The following is a 14,217-nucleotide window of genomic DNA, read 5'->3' on the forward strand; positions in this document are numbered from 1 at the left end:
GGGCATCCCCACATGCACGTCAGGCGTGGTGATTTGTCAGCTAGATGATTCCGAGCGCCTCGGCCCGCCGAACGGCGGCCCCGCGATCGTTGACGTTGAGCTTCACGAAGATGTGCTTCGTGTGCGTCCGCATGGTGTTCAGCGAGACATGGAGCTCACGAGCGATTTGCGGACCAGTCAGCTCGGTGCCAAGCAGACGGATTACGCTCAGCTCACGTTCGCTCAGGGGAGTGGCCAGCAGCGTGACGGCCGCGATCTCACCGGCGTCACGAAGTGCCCGGCTCAGCATCCGCACGAAGTCGGGCCGGATGCCCGCGCCCGCAGCTTCTCTCAGCACCCGCAACATGGGCGCGCCCTCGTCCAGGAAGACTCGGATGTGGCCATCCGGTTCAGCTGACGTGAGCGCCCGGTCCAGCGACATCAACGCGGGGGCGGTCCGCCCTTCCGCGCGCAACGCGAGAGCCTGCAGTATCAGTATCTCGATGAGGCTGCCCAGACGACCAGCCGAATCCGCGGCGCGGGCGAGACGGGAGAGCAGCGTCACGGCTTCATCGACGGACTCGTCACTGTCCTCCGCGATGAGGAGTCGAGCGAGCGTGATGTGACCGAACTCGCTCAGGTATACGGGCTCGTCGGAGCTGCTCAACCCCTGCTCGGCGATCCACCCCCGAGCGTCCGCCAGACGTCCTTGAGTGATCCAAATCCTGGCCCTCACACCGCCGATGGGTCGTACGTCGGGAAGAAATCCGCGTCGGTATTGCGTGTCGGCCGCGGCCAAGTAGTCAAGAGCGGCATCCAGATCACCTCGGGAACGCGCGAGTTCCGCCATGCCGACCGCCCAGCGGTACCCGTGCTCGTGCGAGAACGAAACGGCACCGAGCGCATCGGCTGCGGCAAGGTGCAGCGCGGCGGCATCCAGATCGTTGCACTGCCGGAGCACCTCACTGAAGCCGGCATGCAGGTCGGCTGCCGGTGGGTTGCCTTCGGCCTCACCTATCGCTAGCTCGTAGCCCGATTTCGCTTCTGCGAGCCGACCGCGCGCGAGCAGCATGTCGCCCACGACCATCGTCGTGCTGAGCGCATCCAGAAGGTTGCCCGCGTGGCGCAAACTGGTGGCCGACTGACGAAACGCAGCTGTGCCCGCTTCGAGCTCGCCGCGAGCCCACGCAGCCAAGCCCAGCATGCCGGCCGCCGCGCCGCGGCCGAGGTAGTCGTCGGACGCTGCGACATCCAGAGCGTGCTGTGCATGGGCTCCGATCGCCGTCGTATCACCGGCGGCCATCGCCAACGCACCTCGATACAGCGCGATCGTCACGGGCAGTGAGTCCAACTCCTCGCCTGGACCGGACTCGTGAACGCCTCCATCTCGCGCGACAGCGAGCTGGTTCTCAGCGGCGGCGAGCTGCGGTTCGACCGCGGCGAGATCGCCGGCGACCAGAGACGCCCACGCGGAGAAGACACGCAGCACGGGCCGGGCATCGATCGCCGAACGAGGCAGCAGGGCGAGCCAGCCGAGGAGAGTGGCGTCTTGTCGACTCTTGCGCACACTTGGAATCGTGGACTCGATCAGCCTCGCGGCCCGCGGAAAGTCTGAGCCGGCCAGCGCGTGGCGCACGGCCTCCTCAGGCGAGCCGTGGCGCTCGAACCAGTCGCTGGCCCTACTGTGCAGCGCGTTCACGTGGGCGATGCCGCGCGCCCTAAGACGGGCCATCAGCACGTCCGCGAAGAGGTGATGGTATCGGTACCACTGCCGCTGGTCATCGAGCGGGACGATGAACAGATTGGCACGCTCGAGGGTGGCCAGCATCTCCACACCGTCTGCATTCCCGGTGACGGCGTCGCAGAGCGGTGCGCACAGGCGTTCGAGAATCGCGGTCTGGCCGAGGAAGTCGCGGACGTGCGCCGGCGCACGTTCGAGGACCTCCTCGGCCAGGTAGTCGATCACGAAGCGGTTGCTGCCGGCGAAGGCCGACACGAACTCGGAGGGATCGGCTCGCTCACGCAGGGAGAGGGCGGCCAGTTGAAGTCCGGCGATCCACCCCTCCGTTCGCTCCTCGAGGGCAGCAGTATCGTCTGGGGACAGCGCAATGCCGGTGGCCCGGGTGAGGAACTGTGCCGCTTCGTCGGGCGTGAACCTGAGGTCGGCCGCGCGCAGTTCGGTGAGCTGGTCCCGCGCCCGCAGCCGCGCCACGGGGAGCAGAGGATCCGAACGGCTCGCGATCGCAAGGTGCAGATTGGGGGGCGAATGGTCCAGAAGAAAGCTGATCGCCTCGCATATGGATGCTTCCTCGATGAACTGGAAGTCATCCAAGACGATCAGCAAGCAGCTCGCTGTCTGCGCGGCCTCGTTCATCAAGGAGGTCAGCGTGGATTCGACCGATCCCGAGAGGTTGCGTGGCCCGGAAAGACTCTTGTTCGTGGCGTCAAACGCCGCGGACAGATAGGAGAGGAACCGGACCGGGTCGTTGTCGCTATCCTCAAGCGAAACCCAGCCGACCCCGATGTCGGGATCGGCCCGTCTGCTCGCGGAGATCCATTCGCTGAGCACGGTGCTCTTTCCGAACCCGGCGGGTGCCGAGACGAGAGTGAGCTTGTGCCCGGCGGCGACTCCGTCATCGAGCTTGCGGACGAGGCGGGGACGTGACACAGCGTTGATGCGCGGCGGCGGAACGAAGAGCTTGGTTGCCAGAACCGGCATCGCCATGTGCTCATCCTAGGGATGCTGCGAGGACGGCCTCGACCGACGTTCAGTGGACAGGCCGGCAGCCGCCTCAGCGACGTGCGGCGCGGATCTTCCCGTAGAGGCGCATCAGCTGGGGGACGACGAGGTAGACGGCGATCGGGACCACGACGATGGAGAGGATGAACGCGCGCAGGACGGGGTTCCAGTCTTCGGCGAAGGGGGCGATGGCGAAGAACCCGAGTGTGACAAGCGGGAAGATGGCGATCCAGGTGATCACGGCTCTGACGTGAACGGACGGGGGTTGTGGTGCCGAAGACGGGATGCGGGTTGAGGTTGTTGCTGACTGAGACATCGTTGATGTCCTTTCGGTGGGAGGGTGTTACTGCGGTCGCGCCACGGATGCGGCGTCGAGGTCTTGTTGAAGAAGCCATCCGTTGATGACGATGGCGGTAGCACTGCCGGCGCCTGCGGCGGTGATGACCTGTGCGGTGGGAGTGACAACGTTGCCCGCAGCCCAGACGCCGGGAACACTGGTCTGGCCGGATCCATCGGCACCGACCAGACCCGTGGCGGGGTCGGTCTGGCAGCCGAGTGATCTGAGGAGCGCGTCCCGGGGCGCCTGCCGGGGTGCGATGAACGCGGCGTCGGATGTTACGGCGCTTCCGTCGGTCAGCTCGATCGCGTCGAGCGACCCGGGTGCACCGGTCAAGCCTGATACGAAGCCGTGCTCCACCGCGACGCCGAACGCGGTGAGACGGATCAATTCGGCGGGTGTGAGGTCGATGCCGTTCGTGATGAGGGTCACGCTGTCGCTGTAGCGACGGATAAGCCCTGCTTGTTTGAGGGACATCTCTCGCTGCGGCCCGCCGATGACGGCGATCTTCTGCTCCCGGACTTCGTGTCCGTGGCAGTAGGGGCAATGGTGTACCAGGGTCCCCCATCGCTCGGCAACCCCGCGGATGTCGGGAAGCTCGTCGACGAGACCGGTCGCCACCAGGATGGCACGGCACGTTTGCGCCGTGCCGTCGGCGAACGTGACACCGAACGAGGCGTCGGCCGACCGCTCGATTGCCACGACAGATGCCGCGAGGAACCGGCCGCCGTACGATGCGATCTCGGCGCGGCCCGCCGCGAGGAAGTCTAGTGGGGGCATTCCGTCGCGGGAGACGAAGCCGTGCATGTGCTCGGCGGGCGCGTTGCGCGGCTGGCCAGCATCGATCAACAGGACATCGGCCCGTGCTCGGGTCAGGACCAGTCCCGCGCTCAAACCTGCGGCGCCGGCACCGATGATGATGACGTCATGATGTTGTTTCTCGTCCATGAGACCAAGATGACATTGCGAACTTCGCGCGAGGGAATTCCGTTGCCGAAACTGGAACGAGGTGCTTGCATGGGCGGGTGAGCACATCGCAGCGCATCGAGACTGAACTCAGCCAGATCCCGCCGCGCTTGCGTCATGCGCGGCAGAAGAAGAACGTCACGCTGGAAGATCTCGCGAAGGTGACGGGAATCTCGAAGAGCACCCTCTCCCGCCTCGAGTCGGGTCAGCGCAAACCCAGTCTCGAGTTGCTGCTGCCTGTCGTCGCCGCGCTCGCAATCTCGCTGGACGATATCGTCAGCTCCCCCAAGATCGACGACCCGAGGGTGCCGCAGAACGCCACTCGCACGGAGGGCCGCACGCTCACCCGCCTGTCCCAACCGCACAGCCAACCACAGGCATTCAAAATCATCATTCCGGCCACCGAACGCGACCCCGTGCTGCGCACCCACGACGGCTACGAATGGATCTACGTGCTCGCAGGCCGGCTCCGAATGGTGCTCGGCGACCACGACATCGTGATGGGACCGGGCGAAGCAGCAGAGTTCGACACCAAGAACCCACACTGGTTCGGATCCGCCGGCAGCGGCCCAGTCGAGATCCTCAGCATGTTCGGCAAGCACGGAGAACGCATCCACGTCCGCGCCAGATCCAAGGCAACCCCGACCTGACGAGCGCGGTCGGACCAGTCCCTACTTAGGGCCGCCGCGCATCCCCTCGAGACCGTCGAGCATCAGGTCCAGCCCGATAAGGAACTCGTCGCCGTAGAAGTACCCCGGCCGCAGAACGTGATCGGCGGTGAGCTCCGCGAGATAGGGGTACTCGGTCTTCGGAATCTGGGACAGCATGATCTCCGCCATCGCGGCCGTCTCCTCCGGAGTCGTGAACGGGAGACTCTTCTCCTGCATCGCGAAGCCGTAGATGTAACTGTCCACCGCCGAGATAGCATGCGCCGCCTTATCGACCGAGAACCCTCCGTTGCGCAAGGTGCCGATGACCCGGTCGTGGTGTCGCAGGGTCGCGTGGCCGGGGTTCGTCCCTGAATCACGGACCGTCGTTGCCCAAGAATGACGCGCGAGGACTTCCCGGAAGGAGATCGAGCGCTTCCGGATAGCGGTCTTCCACTCATCGCTGTGCGAGGGCAGCTCGATCTCTGCAAAGACCGCGTCGGCCATACCGTTGATCAGGTCCTCCTTGTTGGACACGTGGTTGTAGATCGACATCGCCTCGACATTGAGTTCCTCACCCAGCCGCCGCATGGTCAGCCCGTCGAGCCCGATGGCGTCGGCGAGTGTGATGGCTGCCGCGATCACACGATCGCGGCTCAACCGTTCGCGAATGCCGGTCGATGTCTTGCGTGGCGCCATCTTCATCTCCTCGAAGTCCTCATTGACAAACTTACTACGTACATATAACTTGCTTACAACGAATACATACATTGTAAGTATGTTACCACTACACTGTAAGGATGAGGTCATGACCACTCAAATGCACGCACCCGCTCCCGTCAAGTCCACCCCGTTCACCCTCAACCCGCTGCGTTGGTCACAGCGCACCGGGGCGCTGGTGTCGGCGACTGCACTGACGCTGATGGTGTTCTTGTCGATCTTCGGGTACTTCATCGCGGTCAAGGGTTTGACGACTCTGGGCGACGCGGCCGCGACCGCCGAGGCGATCGCCGCCTCCCCGCAACTGTGGATCGCCGGTGTGGCGGCCCTGTACGTCGTGGTTGTGCTGGACCTCTTCGCCGCCGCCGGCACCAGCGCAGTCTTCAAACCGGTGAGCCCGGTTCTGTCCCGGGTGGCCGGACTGACCCGCGTCGCCTTCGCCACCTGGTTCGCGGTCGCGCTCACGCAGCTGGTGATCGCCTACAACACGCTCGATGATCCCGCGGCCGCGCTAGCGAGCATCGTGGCATTCAAGTCCATCTGGGATACAGCGCTCGGCCTGTTCGGCGTGTATCTGCTGATGGTCGCCTACCTCGCGATCCGATCCACCTTCATGCCGAACATCTTCGGCATCCTGATCGGCATCGCCGGTCTCTGCTACATCGCCGACCTCGGCGGTCTGCTCTTCGTCGACGGCTTCTCCCCCGTCTTCGGCCTGTTCGGGTTCGTCGGCGAGACCGCCGCGATGATCTTCTGGCTCTTCATCAAGGGCCGCCGCCTCCCCCGCAGCTAACCCGCCGGTCAGGCTTCCTCCACACAGGCCCCGGCCACCTCTTCCCCACGACCCAGACGAAGGATCCGCGATCATGACCAGCCCTCTCCTCGAAGCCCGCACCATCACGAAGTCTTACGGGCGCGGCTCCTCCCGCTTCACCGCCCTGGCCGGCGTCTCCCTGGCCGTCCCGGCCGGCGAAGCCCTCGCCATCGTCGGCAAGAGCGGCTCCGGAAAGTCCACCCTCATGCACCTCCTTGCGCTCCTGGACACCCCCGACACCGGTGACCTCCGCGTCAGCGGATCGGACCCGGCCACGATGACCACCGCCCAGATGGGCCGCATCCGCAACCGCGACTTCGGGTTCGTCTTCCAGCAGTTCTTCCTGACCCCTCATGCCACCGTGCTGGAGAACGTCATGCTGCCACTGAAGATCGCGGGCATCGGTGTCCGTGAGAGGAAGCTGCGCGCGCTGGCGGTGCTGGAGCAGCTCGAACTCGTCGACAAGGCAACCAACAAGGCGATCAACCTTTCCGGCGGGCAAAAGCAGCGCGTGGTCATTGCCCGCGCTCTGGTGAACCGGCCGAAGGTGATCTTCGCCGACGAGCCCACCGGCAATCTCGACACCAACACCGGGCGCCTGGTGGAGAACCTTCTGTTCTCCCTTAACCGTGAGCACGGCATCACCCTCGTGATCGTCACCCACGACCCCGACCTCGCCGCCCGGTGTGACCGGCAGATCTTCATCCGCGACGGGCGCGAAGTGCGCTCCCTCGACTACGTAGGAGCAGCAGCATGAACACCCTCGACATCCTCCACGCCGCCGTCGCGAACACCTTTCGCAGCAGACTGCGCACCACCCTCACGGTCGTCGCGATCTTCATCGGCGCCTGCACCCTCACCCTGACCAACGCGATCGGCACCGGCATCTCCAGCTACCTTGACGTGCAGCTCGCCTCTGTCGGCGCACCAGACGTCCTTTCCATCGCCAAAACTGCCGACACCGCCCCCGGCTTGGGAGATGGGCCCACCGCGTACGACCCGGTCGAACTGACCGCCAGCACAGCCGCGGCCACCGAGACCGGCGGCTCAACCGCCGTTCTCAGCCCCTCCGACCTGGACACCATCGCCGTCACTGACGGGATCCGAGACGTCAACCCGGTGATCGCAGTCACCCCCAGCTGGATCGAATACAACGGCAACGGCAAATACAACCTCGCCGTCGGCGCCAACTCCGAGATGACCCGCGCCGATCTGGCCGCTGGCACTCAGCTCTCCGAATCCAGTAACGCGAACGAGGTGCTGCTGCCCGCGTCCTACCTGACCAACCTCGGCTTCGCCGATGCCGACGACGCGATCGGTGCAACCATAACCCTCGGTGCCGCCGACTACGTCGGAACCATGCACGAGGTCACCGCGACAGTGGCCGGAGTGCAGAACCTAACTCTGCTCGGCGTCGGCGTACGGCTGAGCCGCGCCCTCACCGACGAGGTGGCCGCCATTCAGATGGCCGCCAAGCCGGATGGGCTGGACACGGGTTACTTCCTGGCAACCGCCCACTTTGATCCCGAAGCTTCCGCCGAGCGGATCGCCACGATCAAGACAGACCTCGCCACCCAGGGCTACACAGCCCAGACCGTGGCAGACCAGATCGGCGTATTCCAGACGATCCTCACCGGCATCATCGGCGTCCTCAATGGGTTCGCCGGCATCGCCCTCATCGCCGCCGGGGTGGGCATCGTCAACACCCTCCTGATGAGCGTCCAGGAACGCACCCGCGAGATCGGCCTGATGAAAGCCATGGGAATGAGCGGACGGCGCGTCTACGCCCTCTTCAGCACCGAGGCAATCTTCATCGGATTCCTCGGCAGCACCGTCGGCGCACTCGTGGCCATCCTCACCGGAACCATCGTCAGCGCCATTCTGGCCGACACCATCCTGGCTGACCTGGAAGGACTGCAGGTGATGCAGTTCGCACCCGCCCCCGTCGCCGGGATCATCCTGCTGGTCATGTTCATCGCCTTCCTCGCGGGCACCCTGCCCGCCCGCCGCGCAGCCCGCCAGAACCCAATCGACGCCCTCCGCTACGAATAGGAACCGACTCATGAACACCACACTTGCCTCCACCGACGTCATGACAGCCGTCGTGAGTCGGGGCTACGGACCACCCGAGAGCCTCGAGATCACCCAGATCCCACGCCCCGCCCCCAAAGCCCACGAGGTACTGGTCCGCAACCACGCCTCCGTCGTCACGCACGCGGTTACCGAGGCCCGACGCGGACCCCTGATGGCACGCCTCTACTTCGGACTGACCAAACCCAAATGGCCCGTCCTCGGCACCAACTTTGCCGGCACAGTCATCGCCATCAGCCCCTCCGTCACCCGGTTCGCCGTCGGCGACCGAGTCACTGGAATCAACGTCTCCGACTTCGGCGCGCATGCCGAATACATTGTCGCCACCGAGGACGGCGTGATCGTTCCCACCCCAGCTGGCTTCAGCGACGTCGAGACGGTTGCCGTCTTCGACGGGTCGATCACGGCACTCCCCTTCATCCGCGACAGGGCGCGCCTCAGCGCCGGCCAGTCGATCTTGATCAATGGCGCTGCGGGGGCGGTAGGGTCCGCCGCTGTGCAGCTGGCGAAGCACTACGGCGCCAATGTCACGGCCGTCTGCAGCACCGGCAATATGGAGGCCGTGCGTGCGCTGGGCGCTGATCACGTAATCGACTATTCCGCGGAGGACTTCACTCAAGCCCGCGACGCCTACAACGTCGTCTTCGACTCCGTAGGAAAGAGTTCGTTCGCGCGCGTCCGGCGATCGCTGACGCGGGACGGCCTCTATCTGACGACCGTGCCCTCCGTCGGCATCCTCGCCCGGATGCTGTGGAGCGCGTTCTTCGGCCAGAGGAAGGCCGCCATCCTCTTCACGGGTCTGGCGAAGCCTGCCGAGATGGCACGCAATTTCGCCTATCTGCGGGAACTGGTCGAGCAGGGTGCGCTCGTCCCCCTTATCAGCTCCGTCCATCCCATCGAGCAGGCCGCCGAATCCCACCGAGTTGTGGAGACCGGCCACAAGCGTGGAAGCGCGGTGATCACCTTCGACACGGTTGGAGGTGTCTCGTAAACCTTTATTTGCGTACGTGTACGGATCTGGTGTCCCGCATAGGCGACCTCGCTGAAATCTCATCCGAACACCCTCTGCGGTGCGTCCTTCGAGCCGATTTCTGCTGCGGCGACTCCCCCGCTCGTCGTCCTGCATAGCGATCCTCAAAAACGAACACCTCTCGCGCGGCCCATCATCCGCGGCCCCCCGTCACTCGATGACGAACTGACCGTCGGGAACCCCTGCGGGCACCGAAAGGTCTTCATCACGAATGGATACGAAATAGTGGCCAGCAGGCAGATCTATGACGATGGGGTCAGTGTTGGGCTCGTCTTCTCCGAAAGTGTCAGCGGTTGAGCACCATGGGGAGGACATTTCGCTGTAGGGCTCCCGATTCTCATCGGCCCCTTCGGCTTCGACGGTGACTGATATGTCGCACAGGCCTTCCGCCGGCGAATCATCGACCTTGCGGGCAAACCAACGGATCTCCACCTCGACGGTCGACACGCCCGGTTTACGCGTGTAGGTCACCGGCCCTTCATCGGTGGTGTTTGCTTCGAGCGCATGGTCCGAAGATGCTGACCCGTAGACCTCGAAGCTGTGGGCTGGTCCGCCGGGCCTCGGCGCCCATGGGAGCTTCCAGTCGGAAGCCGCGAGTACTGGTACTGCGATCGCCGCAAACCCAAGAATGACGGTGCCACCGATCCACATCAGGAAGGTACGTCGGACCTTTGCAGGGTGATCGTCCGGCGCACTTGACATGGTGGTCCTTTCCGAGCCTGGATCATCGTTCCCTCTGGTCACTTCACGAGTCGGTTATTGAGCTTGCCACCGGGGCGGAAGGGGTCTCTGTTCGCTATTCGGTTCCGAACCTCGCGGGGTCAAGCCCGACAGTGACTCGGACGTGACGGTGGTCATGGTTTTCGCGCGGGTGCTCGTCGGCAGGCTGGGTGAACAGGTAGAAGCCCTGGCGCCAGGATTGACGGAGCCCGCCGACGTCCTTGCACGAAAGCTCGATGGTGCCTTTGACCCAAGTCACACGACGGTCGTAGTCCTTCACGATGAAGGCTGGAAGCCGTGTGATCTCCCCTACCTCGCCCGCCGCAAGCACCGCAGGTACCACTGGCATCGTGTTAAGGGGTCTGTGATAGCTGGGTTCGCTTCGCTTGGCGTCGTCGACGGCGAACTCCTCCGCGCCTAAGCAAATGCGGTCTGGGATCCACACAATCGACGGCTCCAATGCTGCACCGGCCCCGATATTGGCGATTTCACCGAAGTCGACGGTTGGAAGAATCGAGATTCCTTGACGAGCCACGAGCTCGGGAAAGGACTGGCGTATGAAAGCAGGGTTGACGCCGGGCACGGAGGGCCCAATGTCAACTTCCTCCGTACACGTGACATACGGCCCCGGCTTCCAGACAAGGTATGGCGCCTGCCGAAGGCGGCGATCCTCCCGCACCTCATCAAGCGTCCTTCTTGTGAAGTAGAGGGACGCCACCACGGCAAGGATCGCACCGACCGCCGCGATAACTTGGGACAGAGATGCGAGGTCGTCCAACGTCATGCCTACAAGATAGCTACGAACGCGTCGGCACCCTTTATCGCTTCCGTAAGTCCGCGCCGAGAACGGTTCGGCGCGGACCCTGAAACCACTGATCAAGGGTGAGAGACTCACCAATCCCTCGTCGGCGGGTCCGTCTCACGACCTTCGTCTGCGTACGCGGGGACCTCTACCTGGCTGCGTCTCGTAACGGAGGTCGGCACTCAGATGCACTCACGAACTTGCGAGGCACAGTCCCCGAGAGTTGCTCGCCGCGCGGTCGCGGTCTCACGCGGCCCGCTGAACCACCTCTAGGGCGACGCTTCGAAAGGGAAGCGTTTCAAGACATGGACTGTGCTCCCGAGCCGCGTGTTCGAGTCAGGTTGTGAGATCTTGCGCGGCCGTTCAGAGAGCTGCTACTGCTTCAACATCCAATCGGGCGGTGACTTGGATTCGTGGCGCGATGTTCTTTGGTGCGTCGAAGGCGTGCGCGATGGCTTCCTTCGCGTTCGAGATAGCCTCCGTGAGGGTGGCACCGCTGCTGTATTCCAGTGGCAGCTGGCGGAAGGTGGCAATCCAGGTGGACCCGTCATACGTGACGTCTACCTGGAACGGCATGGACTTGAGCAGCGCCCAATCGTTGTCGGCGGCCAAGCCACGCAGCGTCCGCGGGTAGTCAACGTGCCGTTGCTCGTTTTCCTCAAGCCACGTTCGAAGTTCTTCCAGGGCGCCGAAGACGATCACCTTGTCCGCCTCGTAGTCGAACAGGTGATATCCCTCCCCGTCTTCTTCACGGGAGACGTTGAACAGCGATGAGCCGAGAGCGCCGAATGACCACATCAGCTCGATCTGGCTACCGGTGTTCGCGATTTCGCACTTCCAGCCGGGTCGGTCACCCAGCAGGTCCCCGAGACGTTTCCACCATTGCTCGGTGTGTTCGCCGTAAAAGCTCGTCGCGGCGGCGATGTAATCGGGCGAACCGAGGTTGATCTCGATTTCGACCCGAGAGGACGGGTCGGGTGCGTCGCCGGTCAATTGAAGCCTCCGTTCAGCACAGCAATAGGGCTGCGCCGCGATCATCCCACGACGCGCATCCGAGCGGGAAATCTTGTCCCGCACGGGCCCAGGCAGCATCCCTCGCCGGCGGTGGACTGTAGCCAGTGTGGGAGTAGGACGATGACTGTGCGGGCGGTGGGGTTCGGTTCGTTGGCGATCCCCTCGCGGGGCGCCGGCGTGTCTGCTGCCTTCTCGAAGCTGAGAACGAAAGCGTCGATCTCTGGGCTGGCCAGTAACGCTGGGGTGCAGGTCGGAAGCCTAACTTCGGTTCGTGGTCGGCAACCTCCGTGCGAGCGCAGCGAGAAGTGCGGGCGGGCCGCCGGGGGCCGGCCAAGCTTTGGGGGAGGAGGGCGGCCTCCCGGCGGCACCTTGCTTCGAGAGTGACCCATGCATCGCCTGGGGTGAGCGATCACGCATGAGCAGAGAACTCGAAGTGGGTTGAACCTATGCGTCCTCGAGTGACGGATCGACAACGACGTGGAACGCTCCCTCGATCCAGCGGTCGAAGTTTCGAGGAATCCAGTACTCCGTCACGACGGAGGAGAACAGGACTGGACTGCTGGTCACCACCGATTCTTCCGAGCATTCTGGTCCTGGCCCTGGGTTCAAGGGCATCGATGCGGGTCGATCCGCGGAATTCATGTTGTTCTCCGTTCATTGCGTCGAAGGCTCGGGGCAGCAGTCGGTCGTGGCGGTGCTTCAGATGCCAGAGCGCGATCGGGAAGAGTGCCGTCGCCCACACCGCGAGCACGAGCCCCCTTGGATCTGGGACAGTTTCCCTGGGGCAGGGTCCCGTCGCCCTCTCTTGCGTCATTGCTGGAACACGAAGAGCAGGACGAGGGGGAACAGAACCAGGCTTTGCGCGCTGTGCGCGATGATACCGATCCAGGCGCTGCGGTAGCGGCGGGATGGGAGGGAGAGGATGAAGGTGTCGATCAGGGTGATCGGGATGGTCCACGGGATGTGCAGGTGATACACGGCGAACAGTACCCCGTTGGCGATCCAATCTCTCTTGCCGAAAGCGCCCTGCATGCGGGGAAGCAGGTAGCCGCGGAACAGCAGTTCCTCGCCCAGCACGGTGTTGAAGATCAGGAAGGCGAAGATTACGCTCAGCCAGAGCCATGATCCGGAGAGCATCGCCTGTCCTTGCACTGACTCGAGGAACTCTCCGAAATCGCGGCCGGCCGCGGGTGCGATTTCGAACGGCAGAAGTGCCTCGAGACCGAATGCGACAGCGGCGATCGGGACGATCCACCACATCCGGCCGCCACGACGCCCGGTTTTGGGGTTCTGCGGGGCACGAAGCCACAGCACATCCCGAACGACGGACCACCGCAGTGTCCTTTGCTCCCTGAATACGAGTGCGAGCACGAGGATGAACTGCCAGGCGAGCCCCGCGGTCAGGAACAGGATCAACGCCTGGGTCAATGCGAGCGGTGAGCCCGAGCCGGAGGCCGCCCAGGGCGCCACGACCCACGCCAGCAACGCCATCGGCATCGCCGCGGCCGCCCACACCCCGATGATTCCGGGTAGCGACAGCTGGTGAACCTGACGTTCGGGAGGCCGCTCCTCGATACCAGGATGAGACGGCTCGAGCCCCGTGGGCGCGCTCACCGGAGGACCGCCGTCGACGTGGCTGATCCCTGAACGGCGGATGCTGAGGTGTTGAATCCCTTCACCACCAGCCAGACCGCGAGCACCATCTCCTGGATGAGGATCGGCAGGATGAGCGGCGCGTAGCCCGTGACGGGGGCGTTGCTGACCAGGGCCAGGATGGCGGCCGTCAGGATCAGAAGTGTTCCGACGATGCCCCAGCCCGAGAGCCAGCGGGGGACGAGCCGGGACCGGTACAAGAGCGTGTAGTACAGCAGCGCTCCCATGCTGAGGGCCATCACGGCGACCACATCCGAGTGCTCCCGCACGTCCAGGAGCGTCTGGGCGATGATCTGGGCTGAGGAGGAAAGCTCCGCGTCGACGGTGAGCGTCCGGGCGAGCGGCAGCACCGACAGCAGCATCACCACGGAGAGCGTATAGAACACCGCCTCGATGGTGCGGAAGATGACCGAACCTAAGGCTGCAGTGGGGCCGAACCTGCGAAGGGCAGGGTAAAGCACGATAGCGATCCCCACACTGGTGCCCGCCGCCACCAGGTAGAGCAATGCGGCCACGGCAACCCGGGTCGGCTGGTCACCGACGGCGGAGAGGGCCGCGGGGCCGGTGAGGGCCGGCACAACAGCGGCTGCGGCAAGCACAGCCACGGTGGCGATGATGAACAGAACTCCGGTGGTAATCGAGGCTCGTCGGTCGGTGGTCATTGCGTGTTCCTCCAGAGTGGCAATTCTTACATTGTAAGTAGT

Annotated in this window: 15 protein-coding genes; 5 read left to right on the forward strand and 10 right to left on the reverse strand. The window is 64.3% G+C overall.

The window, feature by feature from the left end:
- Positions 1-40: 40 nt before the first annotated feature.
- From ACPW96_RS18020 to ACPW96_RS18030, 3 genes are all read right to left on the reverse strand, one after another.
- Positions 41-2,704, reverse strand: coding sequence for a LuxR C-terminal-related transcriptional regulator (locus ACPW96_RS18020; protein ID WP_425884669.1), 2,664 nt, complete (start codon positions 2,702-2,704; stop codon positions 41-43).
- Positions 2,705-2,771: 67 nt separating this feature from the next.
- Positions 2,772-2,960 carry a hypothetical protein gene (locus tag ACPW96_RS18025; RefSeq protein WP_425884671.1) on the reverse strand — a complete coding sequence of 63 codons (189 nt, stop codon included), beginning with the start codon at positions 2,958-2,960 and terminating at the stop codon, positions 2,772-2,774.
- A gap of 102 nt (positions 2,961-3,062) precedes the next feature.
- Positions 3,063-4,004, reverse strand: coding sequence for an NAD(P)/FAD-dependent oxidoreductase (locus tag ACPW96_RS18030; RefSeq protein ID WP_425884673.1), 942 nt, complete (start codon positions 4,002-4,004; stop codon positions 3,063-3,065).
- A gap of 77 nt (positions 4,005-4,081) precedes the next feature.
- On the opposite strand from ACPW96_RS18030, the gene ACPW96_RS18035 reads away from it, so the two are divergent.
- On the forward strand, positions 4,082-4,672 hold the full coding sequence (locus ACPW96_RS18035; protein WP_425884675.1) for a helix-turn-helix domain-containing protein: 591 nt from the start codon (positions 4,082-4,084) through the stop codon (positions 4,670-4,672).
- A gap of 21 nt (positions 4,673-4,693) precedes the next feature.
- Here ACPW96_RS18035 and ACPW96_RS18040 read toward each other — a convergent pair whose 3' ends face one another.
- The gene (locus ACPW96_RS18040; RefSeq protein ID WP_425884677.1) at positions 4,694-5,440 is read right to left on the reverse strand and encodes a TetR/AcrR family transcriptional regulator C-terminal domain-containing protein; all 747 of its coding nucleotides are present in this window, start codon (positions 5,438-5,440) and stop codon (positions 4,694-4,696) included.
- 37 nt (positions 5,441-5,477) lie between these two features.
- Between ACPW96_RS18040 and ACPW96_RS18045 the strand changes: the two genes are divergently transcribed.
- From ACPW96_RS18045 to ACPW96_RS18060, 4 genes are all read left to right on the forward strand, one after another.
- Complete coding sequence (locus tag ACPW96_RS18045; protein WP_425884678.1) at positions 5,478-6,182, forward strand: DUF4386 domain-containing protein; 705 nt, start codon at positions 5,478-5,480, stop codon at positions 6,180-6,182.
- Positions 6,183-6,255: 73 nt separating this feature from the next.
- Positions 6,256-6,960, forward strand: coding sequence for an ABC transporter ATP-binding protein (locus ACPW96_RS18050; protein ID WP_425884680.1), 705 nt, complete (start codon positions 6,256-6,258; stop codon positions 6,958-6,960).
- A complete protein-coding gene (locus ACPW96_RS18055) occupies positions 6,957-8,255 on the forward strand; it encodes an ABC transporter permease (RefSeq protein WP_425884682.1) in 1,299 nt (432 codons plus the stop codon). Before ACPW96_RS18050 ends, ACPW96_RS18055 begins: the two co-directional genes overlap by 4 nt.
- Positions 8,256-8,265: 10 nt before the next feature.
- The gene (locus ACPW96_RS18060; protein ID WP_425884684.1) at positions 8,266-9,285 is read left to right on the forward strand and encodes an NAD(P)-dependent alcohol dehydrogenase; all 1,020 of its coding nucleotides are present in this window, start codon (positions 8,266-8,268) and stop codon (positions 9,283-9,285) included.
- Positions 9,286-9,474: 189 nt separating this feature from the next.
- Here the strand turns inward: ACPW96_RS18060 and ACPW96_RS18065 are convergent, their stop codons facing one another.
- The 6 genes from ACPW96_RS18065 to ACPW96_RS18090 form a co-directional block, all read right to left on the reverse strand.
- Positions 9,475-10,026 (reverse strand): hypothetical protein, encoded by a 552-nt coding sequence (locus ACPW96_RS18065; RefSeq protein WP_425884686.1) that lies wholly within the window; start codon positions 10,024-10,026, stop codon positions 9,475-9,477.
- Positions 10,027-10,120: 94 nt separating this feature from the next.
- Complete coding sequence (locus tag ACPW96_RS18070) at positions 10,121-10,828, reverse strand: hypothetical protein (RefSeq protein ID WP_425884687.1); 708 nt, start codon at positions 10,826-10,828, stop codon at positions 10,121-10,123.
- Positions 10,829-11,209: 381 nt separating this feature from the next.
- Positions 11,210-11,923, reverse strand: coding sequence for a type II toxin-antitoxin system HicB family antitoxin (locus ACPW96_RS18075; protein WP_425884689.1), 714 nt, complete (start codon positions 11,921-11,923; stop codon positions 11,210-11,212).
- A gap of 381 nt (positions 11,924-12,304) precedes the next feature.
- Positions 12,305-12,427, reverse strand: a complete 123-nt coding sequence (locus ACPW96_RS18080; protein ID WP_425884691.1) for a hypothetical protein — start codon at positions 12,425-12,427, stop codon at positions 12,305-12,307.
- A gap of 243 nt (positions 12,428-12,670) precedes the next feature.
- A complete protein-coding gene (locus ACPW96_RS18085; protein ID WP_425884693.1) occupies positions 12,671-13,474 on the reverse strand; it encodes a CPBP family intramembrane glutamic endopeptidase in 804 nt (267 codons plus the stop codon).
- A complete protein-coding gene (locus ACPW96_RS18090; RefSeq protein ID WP_425884694.1) occupies positions 13,471-14,175 on the reverse strand; it encodes a DUF4386 domain-containing protein in 705 nt (234 codons plus the stop codon). The genes ACPW96_RS18085 and ACPW96_RS18090 overlap by 4 nt, the downstream gene beginning before the upstream one ends.
- Positions 14,176-14,217: the final 42 nt, after the last annotated feature.

Origin of the sequence: Micromonospora sp. DT81.3 (assembly GCF_049847225.1) — a bacterium.
In the GTDB taxonomy this organism is placed as follows: Bacteria; Actinomycetota; Actinomycetes; order Actinomycetales; family Microbacteriaceae; genus Microbacterium.

What these genes read in the sequence shown, in the direction of transcription:
- ACPW96_RS18020 (WP_425884669.1), bottom strand. Translation starts at nt 2,704, where the DNA reads ATGGCGATGCCGGTTCTGGCAACCAAGCTCTTCGTTCCGCCGCCGCGC.
- ACPW96_RS18030 (WP_425884673.1), bottom strand. Translation starts at nt 4,004, where the DNA reads ATGGACGAGAAACAACATCATGACGTCATCATCATCGGTGCCGGCGCC.
- ACPW96_RS18040 (WP_425884677.1), bottom strand. Translation starts at nt 5,440, where the DNA reads ATGTATGTATTCGTTGTAAGCAAGTTATATGTACGTAGTAAGTTTGTC.
- ACPW96_RS18045 (WP_425884678.1), top strand. Translation starts at nt 5,478, where the DNA reads ATGACCACTCAAATGCACGCACCCGCTCCCGTCAAGTCCACCCCGTTC.
- ACPW96_RS18050 (WP_425884680.1), top strand. Translation starts at nt 6,256, where the DNA reads ATGACCAGCCCTCTCCTCGAAGCCCGCACCATCACGAAGTCTTACGGG.
- ACPW96_RS18055 (WP_425884682.1), top strand. Translation starts at nt 6,957, where the DNA reads ATGAACACCCTCGACATCCTCCACGCCGCCGTCGCGAACACCTTTCGC.
- ACPW96_RS18060 (WP_425884684.1), top strand. Translation starts at nt 8,266, where the DNA reads ATGAACACCACACTTGCCTCCACCGACGTCATGACAGCCGTCGTGAGT.
- ACPW96_RS18065 (WP_425884686.1), bottom strand. Translation starts at nt 10,026, where the DNA reads ATGTCAAGTGCGCCGGACGATCACCCTGCAAAGGTCCGACGTACCTTC.
- ACPW96_RS18070 (WP_425884687.1), bottom strand. Translation starts at nt 10,828, where the DNA reads ATGACGTTGGACGACCTCGCATCTCTGTCCCAAGTTATCGCGGCGGTC.
- ACPW96_RS18090 (WP_425884694.1), bottom strand. Translation starts at nt 14,175, where the DNA reads ATGACCACCGACCGACGAGCCTCGATTACCACCGGAGTTCTGTTCATC.